The sequence below is a fragment of the Halomonas sp. genome (assembly GCF_034520545.1).
Classification (GTDB): Bacteria; Pseudomonadota; Gammaproteobacteria; order Pseudomonadales; family Halomonadaceae; genus Halomonas.
Genome location: NZ_JAXHNN010000009.1, coordinates 213,000 through 227,098, shown reverse-complemented (window position 1 = coordinate 227,098; position 14,099 = coordinate 213,000). Strand labels below are relative to the sequence as shown.

General features: G+C 63.2%; 10 protein-coding genes. 5 read left to right on the top strand and 5 right to left on the bottom strand.

Annotated features, from left to right (window positions below; genetic code table 11):
• Positions 1-238 precede the first annotated feature (238 nt).
• The 5 genes from U5L98_RS06065 to U5L98_RS06045 all read left to right on the top strand — a co-directional run bounded on the left by U5L98_RS06065 (position 239) and on the right by U5L98_RS06045 (position 5,726).
• Complete coding sequence (locus tag U5L98_RS06065; RefSeq protein ID WP_322557442.1) at positions 239-2,692, top strand: hypothetical protein; 2,454 nt, start codon at positions 239-241, stop codon at positions 2,690-2,692.
• 13 nt (positions 2,693-2,705) lie between these two features.
• Entirely contained in the window at positions 2,706-2,999 is a 294-nt protein-coding gene (locus tag U5L98_RS06060) for a J domain-containing protein (RefSeq protein WP_322557441.1), read from the top strand.
• Between the two features lie 73 nt (positions 3,000-3,072).
• Complete coding sequence (locus U5L98_RS06055; protein WP_322557440.1) at positions 3,073-3,744, top strand: nucleotide exchange factor GrpE; 672 nt, start codon at positions 3,073-3,075, stop codon at positions 3,742-3,744.
• Complete coding sequence (locus U5L98_RS06050; protein ID WP_322557439.1) at positions 3,745-5,481, top strand: Hsp70 family protein; 1,737 nt, start codon at positions 3,745-3,747, stop codon at positions 5,479-5,481. It begins immediately after the preceding gene.
• Positions 5,481-5,726, top strand: a complete 246-nt coding sequence (locus tag U5L98_RS06045; protein WP_322557438.1) for a hypothetical protein — start codon at positions 5,481-5,483, stop codon at positions 5,724-5,726. Before U5L98_RS06050 ends, U5L98_RS06045 begins: the two co-directional genes overlap by 1 nt.
• A gap of 74 nt (positions 5,727-5,800) precedes the next feature.
• On the opposite strand, the gene sucD is transcribed toward U5L98_RS06045, so the two are convergent.
• From sucD to U5L98_RS06020, 5 genes are all read right to left on the bottom strand, one after another.
• Positions 5,801-6,673: a succinate--CoA ligase subunit alpha gene (gene sucD / locus U5L98_RS06040; RefSeq protein WP_322557437.1), complete on the bottom strand. Its 873-nt coding sequence runs from the start codon at positions 6,671-6,673 to the stop codon at positions 5,801-5,803.
• On the bottom strand, positions 6,673-7,839 hold the full coding sequence (gene sucC / locus U5L98_RS06035) for an ADP-forming succinate--CoA ligase subunit beta (RefSeq protein ID WP_322557436.1): 1,167 nt from the start codon (positions 7,837-7,839) through the stop codon (positions 6,673-6,675). Before sucC ends, sucD begins: the two co-directional genes overlap by 1 nt.
• Before the next feature lie 139 nt (positions 7,840-7,978).
• Positions 7,979-9,418, bottom strand: a complete 1,440-nt coding sequence (lpdA, locus tag U5L98_RS06030) for a dihydrolipoyl dehydrogenase (RefSeq protein ID WP_322557435.1) — start codon at positions 9,416-9,418, stop codon at positions 7,979-7,981.
• A 49-nt stretch (positions 9,419-9,467) separates the two neighbouring features.
• On the bottom strand, positions 9,468-11,045 hold the full coding sequence (gene odhB / locus U5L98_RS06025) for a 2-oxoglutarate dehydrogenase complex dihydrolipoyllysine-residue succinyltransferase (protein ID WP_322557434.1): 1,578 nt from the start codon (positions 11,043-11,045) through the stop codon (positions 9,468-9,470).
• A 41-nt stretch (positions 11,046-11,086) separates the two neighbouring features.
• The gene (locus U5L98_RS06020; protein WP_322557433.1) at positions 11,087-13,915 is read right to left on the bottom strand and encodes a 2-oxoglutarate dehydrogenase E1 component; all 2,829 of its coding nucleotides are present in this window, start codon (positions 13,913-13,915) and stop codon (positions 11,087-11,089) included.
• Between the last annotated feature and the right edge of the window lie 184 nt (positions 13,916-14,099).

Sequence of the window (14,099 nt, the reverse complement as noted above, 5' to 3'; positions counted from 1 at the left end):
GCGATGCTCCGGCGTGGGGGAATGTCTCCACAGACTAGCCGAACCCGGCTTGCGGATCTCGCTGCAGGCTTTGATCAGCAACACCCGAAGCGCACCTGCCCGGCTCCCAATTGGCGTCGATCGAGGGAATCCGTATAGTGTCCCTCTCCCTTTTTCACCCGCGTGCAAACGCGCGAAGGGGCGTTGACATCGACCGCCCTGACGTCCAGACAAACGCGACTCGATAGGCACGGAACTCATGGCGAAAAAGCGTCGCAAAGCAGCCCAGCGCGGCAAGCGCCAGTCTCAATCCAAGGAGATGACCAGTGAGCAGCGCGCTCATGAGGCGCAGCAAGCCCTGGAGCAAGGGCGCTACCGGCAGGCCATCGAACACTTCAAGGCCCTGCTGAAGCAGCAATCCTGCCTGGAGTGGCGACACGGGCTAGCTCAGGCCTATGCCGGACGGGCGACGGCGCTGGCCGCGAAGGGCATGCACAAGGAAGCCTTGGTCATCTGGCAGAACCGTCAACGCCTGGGTGCCGACGTGGCCCAGGTGACGCCCGACCAAATCGACGCCTTGCTGCGACTCGGCCAGACCGTCGACGCCCTCGAGGCTACCCGCACCCTGCAAGGGCAATCCCCGGCACAGCAGCGCCACCTGGCCGGCAAGATCGGCGCTCATTACCTGGCGGGCGATACGCAGTTGGCCGAGGCACTGGCACCGGATGACCCCGTTCGTCAACACGGCGACCAGCTACAACAGGCGCTTCAGGCCTACGTAGACGGCGATGATGATGGTGTGGAGTCTGCCTTGGCGGGGATTCCGTTCCGCTCGCCCTATCGCGACCTTGTCCAGCTGATCAAGGTTTTGCAGCAACTGGAAACTGACCCGCACGCCGCTACCGCCCTGCTCGACAAGGTGCCCACCGACACCCCTTTCGTGGCGGTGCGCCACGCCGTGGTGACCGCCTTGCTGCCGGAATCGCGCCAGTTCGAGGCCCTAGGCAGGCTCAGCGACAGCGCACGACGCTTCGCGATGACGCTGTGTGGCTGGGGGCAAGAGCGCCAGGCACTGTATGCCCGACTCAAGCGATTGGGGCCTGCGCCCTCGATCAAGCAGCGGATCGATGCGCTGTTTCAGCTTCGCCAGTCACTCGGCGAGGCATGGGTGCAGGATCAGGCGATGCGCCTAGCCTGCCACGACATCCGCGAGGGGATACAGCATCTCGCCAAATGGTGCCCAAAACTGCCGTCGGCATACCTGCAGCGACGCCTGTATGCCTGGTGCCATGAGACCCAGGATGCCGACCCCTGGGAGATACACGACGCCTGGGAAAGCTTTGTAGAGGCCCTCGAAAGAGAGAGGACGCTGTCACCCGGCAGCGACGATGCCCTGCGCGCGGCCCTGACATTGCGACGGGTCGACCAGCGCTTTCACTGTCTGGATGCCACCCCCAGCCAGGATCCGGATCGCCTGGATCACGCAGCGGCACAACAGCTGGAGCGCAGCCTGGAGTACGACCCGGATGACGTGGCCACCTACCTGCGCCTGCACGACTATTACCTGCGCGGCAAGCTGCTGAAGGAGGCTCGCCGCCTCGAGAATGCCGCCTTGGAACACTGGCCGCATGATATCAAAGTGTTGACGGCCGCGCTGGACACGGCCCTGGCTAGCGGCGCCTTCAAGAAAGCGGCCGGGCTGGCCGGTCGCATCCTGCAGTATGACCCCATCAATCGCGGCGCGCGTGACCGGCTGGTCAAGGCGCACCTGGCCCATGCCGTCAAGCAGATAAGCGCCGCACGCACCGACTTGGCCCAGGGTGAGCTGCGCCACGCCGCCTACTGGGACAGGTCAGGCGACTTCCTGCTGCGCCGCCGAATTCTGGACGCCCTGTGCGAGTATCGTGCCGAGCCAGAGCGTGGGGTTGAGCGCATCCAAGAGATCCACCAGGAACAACAGCAAAGTGCCAGCGCGCAGCTGCTGATCGTACATGAAGCGCTGCTGACGGGCCTGACGCTACACGAGATTCAGCGTCAGCTGACGTTGGAAAAGCCCAAGGTTCACGACCCCGAGGATCTACAGCGCTTGATGGCGCAGCTGAAAGACCTCCCCCTGGGCTCGTCGCGCCGGCTGCAGGACCTTCACCGCCACTTCGCCTCGGCCTTGAAGAAGGCGGCCAAGCTACCCTTGACTATCACTGCGATGGAGCAGGCCTGCGAACTCTGGCAGCGTCTTGAATGGCATGATATCCAGCTGGCATTCGCTCGCTCTGCGCTCAAGCAGTGGCGCAAGGCCCCGGTCTTTATCCTGCACGAATTTGTCGGCCGCTATCCAACCCGGCATTGGCTCGCTACCGATGACGAGCTTGACCGGCTGGAAATCGCCGCCGAGCGGGCCAGGGAAGCTGGAGACATGCGCGTTCATCAACGTCTTCGGTCACTGATCCAACAAGCCTCTCCCATGGATTTCTTCAATAGGCAGCTGGCCGAACTAATCCCGCCGGAGGAGGAGGATCACGACCCCGACAATGCGCCTGTCGACGTTGACCAGATGCTGCGGGACCTTGAGCAACACGGCGTGGATGCCGTCTGCGACGCCCTGCAGATAGATCGAAAGACCCGCAAGATGCTGCGGCGGATAGAGAGTGAGCTAGGTAAGCGAGGCGTGGCCCAGTTGCTGATGAACATGATACTAGACAATCCGATCGACTGAGGTGAGCGCGCTCATGAGAGACCCCTATCTATTGCTGGGCGTCGACGACCAAGCCGACGACGCCACCATCGCCGCCGCCTACCGCCAGGCGCTCAGACGCTTTCCGCCGGAGCGGGATGCGAACATGTTCCAGGCCATTCAAACGGCCTATGGCCGCATCGCCACGCGGCGGCAACGCCTGGCCCACGAGCTGTTCGACACTGACCCGCCGGCGCTGGACGATATTCTCGAGCGCGCCGCACCGCGGGAGCGGCCTGGACGCCCCTCGCTCCGACAGTGGCACGACCTGCTGAACGGAGAGCCCTAACAATGACGAGCCTTTCCCCCTCTGCGTCGGCCCTGCCGGGCCGGCCTCTTGCTGACACGCAGGACTTCGCGTGATGGATAGCACAACACAGGAACACCTGCTGTCGCGCTTTCGCGACTACCTCGACAGCGTCGAGTCGCGAGAAGCCGATGGCGCGACACAACCCGACGCCGCCGCCGAGGCGCCCGACCTGTTCTCGCTCTTCACGGCGCTTGAAGCGCTCAAGAATGAGGTCAAGCTGGAGTCACGGCAGGTCAAGGCGGCCCTCGACCAGTTTCGGGAGCTCTTCGACGCCCTGGAAGGGGAGAAACAGCGTTTACAGGCACAGCTCGATCGCCAGGCAGAGCAACAGCAGGCCCAGGAGGCGGCGGAGCAGCGCGACCTGCTGGTCGAGATGCTCGAGTTGCGTGACCGTATGCACGCCGGCTATCGGCAAGCACATGATCACCGCCCTGGCTGGCTGGCCCGCCGCGATGGCAGCCAGCGATTCATCGACGGCATGGCCCAAGGGATGAAGATGAACCTGGGGCGCCTGGATACCCTGCTCAAGCGCCAGTCGGTACATCCCATCGAGACCCTTGGCCAACCCTTCGATCCGCACACCATGCAGGCGGTCGATGTAGCGCGAGAACCGCAGCAGCCGGATGGCATCGTGCTCGGTGAGCGGCGCAGCGGCTATTGGCACGACACCCGATTACTGCGCTCGGCCGAGGTGGTCGTCAACAAACACTCCGAGGAGAGGTAAGTGGAAAACGTCGCAATTGGCATCGATCTAGGAACCACCAACTCCGAAGTCGCGGTGGTCGTGGATGGCATCGTCCGGGTGCTCGAGATCGACGACAGCCGCCTGTTGCCTTCCGTGGTCGGTCTGTCCGACAGCGGCGATCTACTGGTAGGTCAGGCGGCTCGCAACCAGTATGCGCTGAGGCCCGAAGCCACGATTCGCTCGATCAAGCGGCGCATGGGCGAAGATATCAAGATTCCTCTGGGCAAGCAGGACTATACGCCGCAGGAGATCTCGGCTCTGATCCTCAAGCGCCTCAAGAGCGCCGCCGAGCAATCCCTGGGGACTACGGTCGATCAAGCCGTGATCACCGTTCCCGCCTACTTCTCCGATGCCCAGCGCCAGGCTACCCGCGATGCCGGCCTGCTGGCGGGGCTGGATATCCAGCGGATCATCAATGAGCCCACGGCCGCCGTGCTGGCCTATGAGTCCTCGGAGAGTCAGGCACGTAATGTACTGGTCTATGACCTTGGCGGGGGGACGTTCGACGTCTCGGTCGTGCGCCTGGCCGATGACGTCAATCAGGTATTAGCCAGCCACGGCAATAACCACCTCGGCGGAGATGATTTCGATGCGCTGATCCTGCGCCAACTGGTCGAGCGGATCCGCGACGAGCACGGCTTCGACATCAACGACGATGGTGCCGCGATGGCGCGCCTGTCCCGAGCGGCCGAAGCCGCCAAGATTACTCTGAGCGATGCGCCTTACGCGCGTATCGAAGAGGAGTACCTGTGCGAACGAGACGGCCAACCGGTTCACCTCTCGCTGGAGCTCTCCCGTGACGACTACGACGCCCTGATTTCGCCACTGATCGAGGAGACCCTGGACGCCGTGCATATCGCCCTGGAAGGGGCCGACCTGACGGTCTCCGATATGGACGAGGTCCTGCTGGTAGGCGGCGCGACACGCACGCCCTTGGTCCAGCGACGACTCGCGGACACCCTGCGCCGTACGCCGCGCAGCGACCTCGACCCCGATCTCTGCGTGGCCAGCGGGGCCGCCACCCAGGCCGCCACCTTGGCCGGCATGCCAGCCGCGCGCATCCTGGTGGACATTACCCCTTACACCTTCGGCACCAGTGCGCTGGATCAACTGGATGGCGTGATGTATCCCTATACCTATGTGCCACTGATCCGCAAAAACTCGCCGATCCCCGTGACGAAAAGCGAGGCCTTCGCCACCGTGATGGACGGCCAGACCGCCATCGAGGTCAACGTCTATCAGGGCGAAGCGCCGGATGCCCTCGATAACATCAAGATCGGTGAGTTTCGCGTGGAAGGGCTTAGCGACGTCCCGGCCGGCAATATCATCGTGACGACCTTCGCGCTGGACCTTAACGGGATTCTTGAGGTCACCGCGCAGGAGAAGAGTACCGGGCTCGAGAAGCGTATCACCATCGATAACGCCACCTCACGCTTCGCCCAGGAGGAGCTGGGTGAGGCACGCCAGCGCCTTGGCGCACTGATCGAAGGCGAGACGCTATCGTCCGCCGAAGACACCGAGCGGCGCACGCATGTCCAAGCCAACGCCCTGATCGACAAGGCCGAACGGCTGATGGAAGAGGCCTTGTCGGAGGACGCCGAAGATCTCGTCGACGGTATCGAAGCCATTCGTGACGCCATGCAGCAGCAGGACGAAAAAGCACTGGCGCAGGCGATGGAAGACCTCTCGGACCTGATCTTCTATCTGGAGAGCTGATGGACCGATGCCCTAATTGCAATGCCCGCTACCGCGACGGAGCCGACTGCCGCCGCTGTGGCATGGCACTTGGCGAACTGCTGCGCATCGAGGCGGCGGCAGAGCATCATCGCCGGCAGGCGATTGCCGCGCTGCTGGCACAGGATAGCCAAGCAGCCCGCCGGCACTGCCGGCGCGCTCTGAGCTTACGAAAGGACGGCTTCACGAACGAACTGCTGAAATTTACGGAAAGCAGGATGGCGTGATGCAACGGGTGGAGCAGATACGGGCACCCGAAGGTGCCCGCTCCATCGTGGCTAGCCCGCTGTAAGCGTTTCGCTTACCAGCCGGTCGCTGCCTTGAGGGCATCGCCGATCTCGGCCAAAGAACGCACGGTCTTCACCCCGGCGGCTTCCAGGGCAGCGAACTTCTCGTCCGCAGTGCCCTTGCCGCCGGCGATGATCGCCCCGGCGTGGCCCATGCGCTTACCGGGAGGCGCAGTAACGCCGGCGATGTAGGAAACCACCGGCTTGGAGACGTTGGCCTTGATGTAGGCCGCGGCCTCTTCCTCGGCGGTGCCGCCGATCTCGCCGATCATCACGATCGCCTCGGTCGCCGGGTCCTTCTCGAACTGCTCGAGGATGTCGATGAAGTTGGAGCCGGGGATCGGATCACCGCCGATGCCCACGCAGGTGGACTGGCCGAAGCCGTGGTCGGTGGTCTGCTTGACGGCTTCATAGGTCAGGGTGCCGGAACGCGACACGATACCAACCTTGCCCGGCTTGTGGATGTGACCCGGCATGATGCCGATCTTGGTTTCGCCGGGGGTGATCACGCCAGGGCAGTTGGGGCCGATCAGCCGGACGCCCAGCTCGTCACACTTCACCTTGACGTCGAGCATGTCCAGCGTCGGGATGCCCTCGGTGATGCACACGATCAGCTTGATACCGCCATTGGCCGCCTCGAGGATGGAGTCCTTGCAAAACGCCGCCGGCACGTAGATGACGCTGGCCTCGGCACCGGTCTTCTCCACTGCCTCCTTGACGGTGTTGAACACCGGCAGGCCCAGGTGCTCCTGGCCGCCCTTGCCCGGTGTCACGCCGCCGACCATCTGGGTGCCGTAGGCGATCGCCTGCTCGGAGTGGAAGGTCCCCTGGCCGCCGGTGAAGCCCTGGCAGATGACCTTGGTGTTCTTGTCGATCAGGATGCTCATTACTTGCCCTCCGCTGCCTTGACAACCTGCTGAGCCGCGTCGGTCAGGCTGGTAGCAGCGATGATGTTCAGACCGCTGGACGCCAGCTTCTCGGCACCCAGCTCGGCGTTGTTACCTTCCAGACGCACCACCACAGGCACGTTGACACCGACCTGCTCGACGGCACCGATGATGCCCTCGGCGATCATGTCGCAACGCACGATGCCGCCAAAGATGTTGACCAGCACGGCCTTCACGGAATCGTCGGAAAGGATGAGCTTGAAGGCCTCGGCCACGCGCTCCTTGGTGGCACCACCGCCCACATCGAGGAAGTTGGCCGGCTGACCGCCGTTGAGCTTGATGATGTCCATGGTGCCCATCGCCAGCCCGGCGCCGTTGACCATGCAGCCGATGTTGCCTTCCAGGGCCACGTAGTTGAGCTCCCAGGCAGCCGCCTCGGATTCGCGCTCGTCTTCCTGGGACGGGTCGCGCATCGCCTGCAGGTCCGGATGGCGATGGAGAGCGTTGCCGTCCAGATTGATCTTGGCGTCGAGGCAATGGAGATTGCCTTCGTCGGTGATCACCAGGGGGTTGATCTCGAGCAGCGCCAGGTCCTTGTCATGGAAGAGCTTGGACAGACCCAGGAAGATCTTGGTGAACTGCTTGACCTGGTTGCCAGAGAGACCCAGGGCGAACGCCAGCTCGCGCGCCTGGTAGGGCTGCGCGCCGACCAGGGGGTCGATCTCGGCCTTGAGGATCTTCTCAGGCGTCTCCTCGGCGACCTTCTCGATCTCCACACCACCTTCGGTGGAGGCCATGAAGACCACACGACGGGTGCCGCGATCGACCACCGCGCCAAGGTACAGCTCATTGGCGATGTCGCTGCAGGTCTCGACCAGAATCTTGGTGACCGGCTGACCCTTCTCGTCGGTCTGGAAGGTCACCAGGTTCTTGCCCAGCCAGGACTCGGCGAAGGCCTGGGCCTCCTCCGGGCTCTTGATCAGCTTGACGCCACCGGCCTTGCCGCGCCCACCGGCGTGGACCTGGGCCTTGACCACCCACTTGTCGCCACCGATCTTCTTGCAGGCTTCCGCCGCCTCTTCGGGAGTGTCGACGGCGAAGCCCTTGGAGACCGGCAGGCCATAGTCGGCAAACAGCTGCTTGCTCTGATATTCGTGAAGGTTCATCGATTCATGCCATTGGTTGCATGTGACTCGAACGGTGACCCGGCGCGCGACCACTGGGTAGCGGTTGCCGTGTCACCACCGTTCGCCTCCGATACTTGGCCGGAAGCGATGCACCACCTACAGGTGGCGCTTCTTGTCCTTACTTTTTCTTCTTGCGATTGGCCATGTGGATGGCATGGCCTTCCACTGCAAGAGCGGCCTCGTGCACCGCTTCCGACATGGTCGGGTGAGCGTAGCAGGTCAGGGCCAGGTCCTCGGCGCTGGAGCCGAACTCCAGGGCGATCACGCCCTGGGCGATCATCTCGCCGGCATGCTGACCGACGATATGCATGCCCAGCACGCGGTCGGTCTCGGCGTCGGCGATGATCTTGGCCTGGCCTTCGGTAGCGTTGTTGGCCATGGCGCGGCCGCTTGCGGCGAACGGGAAGGTGCCCGTCTTGACCTCGATACCCTTGGACTTGGCCTCCTGCTCGGTCATGCCGACCCAGGCCACTTCCGGGAAGGTATAGATGACGTTGGGAATGGCGTCGTAGTTCATCTCGGCCTTGTGGCCGGCGATGATGTCGGCGACCATCACACCCTCTTCCGAGGCCTTGTGGGCCAGCATCGGACCGCGCACACAGTCGCCGATGGCATAGACGCTCGGCACGCTGGTGCGGCACTGGTCGTCGACATGAATGAAGCCGCGCTCGTCGGTCTCGACGCCCACGCCTTCGGCAATCACGCCCGTGGTATAGGGCTTGCGACCGACGCAGACGATCAGCTTGTCGAAGGTCATCTCCTGTTCGCCCTTGGCGTCGGTGTACTTGACGACCACCTCCTCGCCCTTGACCTCGGAGCCGGTGACCCTAGCTCCCAGCCTGATGTCCAGGCCCTGCTTCTTGAGCAGTTTCTGGGTCTCCTTGGCGATAGCGCCATCGACCATCGGCAGGAAGTCGTCCATGGCCTCGAGGACGGTGACCTCACTACCCAGGCGGCTCCACACACTGCCGAGCTCGAGACCGATGATGCCGGCACCGATCACGCCCAGACGCTTGGGCGTCTCCTGGAATTCCAGGGCACCGGTGGAATCGACCACCATGCCTTCCTTCAGCGGCGTCGGCGGGATCTCGACCGGCACGGAGCCAGCCGCGACGACGATGTTGTCGGTCTCATAGGTGGACGCCTTGCCGTCCTGGTCGGTCACCTCGACCTGCTTGGAGGAGACCACCTTGCCGGTGCCCTGGATAGCCGTGACGCCATTAGCCTTCAACAGGCCGGCAACACCGCCGGTCAAGTTGTTCACGATCTTTTCCTTGCGGGCCATCATCTTCTTGACGTCCATGCTGACGTCGCCCGCCTGGATGCCAATGTCGTCGAAGTCGTGCTTGGCCTCGACGAACTTGTGCGAGGCCTCGAGCAACGCCTTGGACGGAATACAGCCCACGTTCAGGCAGGTACCACCGAAGACGGGCTTGCCATCCTTGCTGATCCATTTCTCGACGACAGCGGCATTCAACCCCATCTGGGCGGCACGAATAGCGGAAACGTAGCCCCCAGGGCCCGCACCGATCACGATCACATCAAACTTGTCAGCCATGTTGGCTCCTTCGTTACTTGTCGCTGAAGAGCGAAGTGGGTCCCGTGGCTCAGATATCCAGCAGCAGGCGCGCCGGATCCTCGAGCAGTTCCTTGATGGTTACCAGGAACTGAACCGCATCCTTGCCATCGATCATGCGGTGGTCGTAGGAAACCGCCAGGTACATCATCGGACGGATCTCGACCTTCCCGTTCACCGCCATGGGGCGCTCCTGGATCTTGTGCATGCCCAGGATGGCAGTCTGCGGCGGGTTGATGATCGGCGTGGACATCAGCGAGCCGAAGATACCGCCGTTGGTGATGGTGAAAGTACCGCCCTGCATCTCGTCGATGCCAAGCTTGCCGTCACGGGCCCGCTTGCCGAAGTCGACGATGCTCTTCTCGACATCGGCGATTTTCATGCTGTCGGTATCACGCAGCACCGGAACCACCAGGCCGCGGTTGGTGGAGACGGCGACGCCGATGTCCTGGTAACCGTGGTAGACGATGTCGGTACCGTCGATAGAGGCATTGACGTCCGGGAAACGCTTGAGGGCCTCGGAGGCCGCCTTGACGAAGAAGCCCATGAAGCCGAGCTTGACGTCGTGGGACTTGAGGAAGGTGTCCTTGTACTGGGTACGTAGGTCCATCACCGCACCCATGTCGACCTCATTGTAGGTGGTGAGCATGGCGGCGGTCTGCTGAGCCTGCACCAGCCGTTTGGCGATGGTCTGGCGCAGCCGGCTCATCGGCACGCGCTTCTCCGGGCGCTCGCCCTCCACGGCCGGAGCGGGGGCCGCGGCGGCCTTGGCGCCGCCAGACGGCTTGGCCGACTTCTTCGCGGAGCCTTCCTTCGCTGCCCGCAGCACGTCCTCCTTGAGGATGCGCCCCCCCTTGCCAGTGCCCTCGATGGCGTTGACGTCGAGGTCATGCTCGGCGACCAGCTTGCGCGCCGCCGGGGCAAGGATCTTGTCGCCCACCTTCTCATCGCTTTCGCCATCATCGGCGGAAGCCGCAGGCTTGCCCTCACCGACCGCCGGGGCAGCATCACCGCCGGCGCCCTCGGTAAAGATCGCCAGCACCTGCTCGGAGGTCACCTGGCTACCTTCCTCGGCCTTGATCTCGGAGAGCGCGCCGTCCGCGGGAGCTACAACCTCGAGCACGACCTTGTCGGTCTCGATCTCGGCCAGCACCTCATCGCGCTTCACGGCGTCGCCGACCTGCTTGTTCCAGCTGGCCACGGTGCCTTCCTGGATCGACTCGGGGAAGGTCGGGGCCTTGACCTCATGGCTCTTGCCGCCGGCCGCCGGCTTGGTCTCGGCGGCGTCTGCCTTCTCAGCCTTGGCGCCGCTCTCCTTCTCGGCCTTGGCGGCGGATTTTTTGGCGTCCTGCTCGTCGGAGCCCTTGGCCTTGCCCTCGCCGATCTTGCCCAGCACCTGCTCGGACTCCACGGTGTCGCCCTCTTCCACCAGCACCTCGTTGAGAGTGCCGGCCTCAGGAGCCACGACCTCGAGCACCACCTTGTCGGTCTCGATCTCGACGATCAGCTCGTCACGCTCGACGCTGTCGCCGGGCTTCTTGTGCCAGGCCGCCACGCTGCCCTCGGCAACGGATTCCGGAAAGGTGGGTGCCTTGATATCGGTAGCCATGTCGTTTCCCTTTTCTGTTCTCTCTCGTTCCGGTGGGCGCCTCAAAGATTGAAGGCGTCTTCCACCAGCTGGCGCTGCTGTTCGACGTGCACGGACATGTAGCCCGCCGCGGGTGCCGCGGAAGCCGGACGACCGGCAAACTTGAGTTTGCCGCCCAGGCCGTCACGCAGCATGTCGGCCACGGCCCGCATGTGGTGCTGACTCGAATACCAGGCGCCCTGGTTGAGCGGCTCCTCCTGGCACCACACCACATCGGTGACGTTGGTGTAGTCCTCGATAGCCTCGAACAGCTCCTCCTTGGGGAAGGGATAGAGCTGCTCCATGCGCAGGATCGCCGTGTCTTCGCGGGCGTTCTCCTCGCGCCAGTTGGCCAAGTCGTAGTAGACCTTGCCGGCGCAGAGGATGATGCGTTCGACCTTCCCGGCCTCGAGCTTGCCTTGATCGGGCAGCACCATCTGGAAGCGGCCATTGGCCAGTTCCTCGAGGCTTGAGATCGCTGACTTGTGGCGCAGCAGGCTCTTGGGCGTCATCACCACCAGTGGCTTTCTCAGCGGGCGGATCACCTGACGACGCAGCAGATGGAAAATCTGTGCCGGGGTCGTCGGCACGCAAACCTGCATGTTGTGCTCGGCACACATCTGCAGGAAACGCTCGAGACGCGCCGAGGAGTGCTCGGGGCCCTGCCCTTCGTAGCCGTGGGGCAACAGCATGACCAGTCCACACAGGCGCTCCCACTTGGTCTCGCCAGAGGAGATGAACTGGTCGACCACTACCTGCGCGCCGTTGAAGAAGTCACCGAACTGGGCCTCCCATACCACCAGATCATTGGGAGCAGTCGTCGAGTAGCCGTATTCGAAAGCCAGCACCGCTTCTTCCGAGAGGAAGGAGTCGTGGATGGTGAAGCGCGGCTGGCCGTCAGCCATGTGCTGAAGCGGCACGTAGGCCTTGCCGTCCTTCTGGTTGTGCACTACTGCATGGCGGTGAGAGAAGGTGCCACGGCCGACATCCTGACCGGTGATGCGTACCGGGTGGCCCTCGTTGAGAAGCGTGGCGTAGGCCAGGGTCTCGGCGAAGCCCCAATTGGCGGCCAGGCCACCGGCCTGCATCTTGCGACGATCATCGTAGATCTTGGCCACCTGGCGCTGCACCTCGACCCCATCGGGGACCTCGCACATCTTCCCGGCAAGACGCTGAAGCAGCTTCATGTCGACGGTGGTATCGGCATGGCCGGTCCACTCATGGCCCAGATAGGGGGTCCAGTCGACGAACAGCGACTTGTTGGGCTTCTGCACCAGGGCGTTGGCCACGTGATTACCGGCCATCAGGTCATCCCGGTACTTTTCCATCATGGCCTTGGTGTCGTCATCGGTGAGCAGCCCCTCGCCGACCAGCCGCTTGATGTAGAGTGCCCGCGAGGAGGGATGATCCTTGATCTTGCTGTACATCATCGGCTGAGTGCCGGAGGGCTCATCGGCCTCGTTATGGCCACGGCGGCGGTAGCAGACCAGGTCGATGACCACGTCACGATTGAACTGATGACGATAGTCGATAGCGACCTGGGTAACGTGCAGCACAGCATCCGGATCGTCGCCGTTGACGTGAAAGATGGGCGCCTGGACCATCTTGGCGATATCGGTGCAGTACTCGGTGGAGCGCGAGTCCTGAGGATGCGAGGTGGTAAAGCCCACCTGGTTGTTGATGACGATGTGCACCGTGCCCCCGGTCTTGTAGGCACGAGTCTGGGACATCTGGAAGGTCTCCATGACCACGCCCTGTCCGGCGAAAGCGGCGTCACCATGGACGTTGATCGGCAGCACCTTGTTGCCGATCGGGTCGTCGCGGCGGTCCTGGCGGGCCCGCACCGACCCCTCGACCACCGGCGCAACAATCTCCAGATGGGAAGGGTTGAACGACATTGCCAGGTGCACCTCCCCGCCCGGCGTCATGACGTTGGAACTGAAACCCTGGTGGTACTTGACGTCACCCGAGCCGCGCTCGATGACCTTCTTGCCGTCGAACTCGTCAATCAGTTCCGAGGGATTCTTGCCAAGAATATTGACCAGCAGGTTAAGACGCCCGCGGTGGGCCATGCCGATCACCACTTCCTTGGTGCCATAGCCACCGGCACGCTGGATCAGCTCATCCATCATAGGGATAAAGGCTTCGCCGCCCTCGAGGCCGAAGCGCTTGGTCCCCGGATACTTGGAAGCCAGGTAGCTCTCCAGCCCCTCGGCGGCGGTCAGACGCTCCAGCACATGCTTGCGCACCTCGGGGCTGAAATTGGGCGCCGAACATACCGATTCGAAACGCTGCTGAAGCCAGCGTTTCTCCTCGGTGTCGACGATATGCATGATCTCGCAGCCGATGGAGCGGCAGTAGGTCTGCTCCAGGGCGTTGACGATTACCTTGAGCGGTGCCTTGTCCACACCCAGGAAGAAGGAGCCGGTCTGGAACTCGGTATCCAGGTCGGCCTTCGAGAGCTGGTGGAAGGAGAGGTCGAGATCGGGAATGGGTTTAGGGTTGCGCAGGCCAAGCGGGTCGATGTCGGCCTTCTGATGGCCGCGGAAGCGATACGCGTTGATCAGCTGGAGAACCTTGACCTGCTTCTTATTCTCGTCACTGGCTGCAGTGGCCTGGGCGGTGCGCCGTTGGCGGCCCAACTGATAGAACTGCTCGCGGATCGGTTCAAGCGGAACATCGTGCCTGGCCCCACCCTCGGGTCGCGGCAACTGGTCAAAATACTGGCGCCATTCGTCGGGAACGGCGGAGGGATCATCGAGGTACTGTTCGTAGAGCGCTTCCACATAGTGGGCATTGCCGCCACTCACGTGGGAGGAGCGCCACATCAACTCCATTATGCCTTGTTGCATCTCTTGGTCACCCTGCACTGATGGGGTGGTATCGGCGTCGACACGCCCGCATCGACATCGCTGGTGCCCTGCCGGAGCGAGGGCATCATGAATTCCATGGTCAAGAGCCGGTACCCAGGGCACCGGCTCCACTCATCATGCTCCGCACCGGCCTCGGCTGCGACTTCTTGTCGCAGCCCAAGAG

Coding starts and splice junctions, on each gene's coding strand:
- U5L98_RS06065 (WP_322557442.1), top strand. CDS start 239: ATGGCGAAAAAGCGTCGCAAAGCAGCCCAGCGCGGCAAGCGCCAGTCT.
- U5L98_RS06060 (WP_322557441.1), top strand. CDS start 2,706: ATGAGAGACCCCTATCTATTGCTGGGCGTCGACGACCAAGCCGACGAC.
- U5L98_RS06055 (WP_322557440.1), top strand. CDS start 3,073: ATGGATAGCACAACACAGGAACACCTGCTGTCGCGCTTTCGCGACTAC.
- U5L98_RS06045 (WP_322557438.1), top strand. CDS start 5,481: ATGGACCGATGCCCTAATTGCAATGCCCGCTACCGCGACGGAGCCGAC.
- sucD (WP_322557437.1), bottom strand. CDS start 6,673: ATGAGCATCCTGATCGACAAGAACACCAAGGTCATCTGCCAGGGCTTC.
- sucC (WP_322557436.1), bottom strand. CDS start 7,839: ATGAACCTTCACGAATATCAGAGCAAGCAGCTGTTTGCCGACTATGGC.
- lpdA (WP_322557435.1), bottom strand. CDS start 9,418: ATGGCTGACAAGTTTGATGTGATCGTGATCGGTGCGGGCCCTGGGGGC.
- odhB (WP_322557434.1), bottom strand. CDS start 11,045: ATGGCTACCGATATCAAGGCACCCACCTTTCCGGAATCCGTTGCCGAG.
- U5L98_RS06020 (WP_322557433.1), bottom strand. CDS start 13,915: ATGCAACAAGGCATAATGGAGTTGATGTGGCGCTCCTCCCACGTGAGT.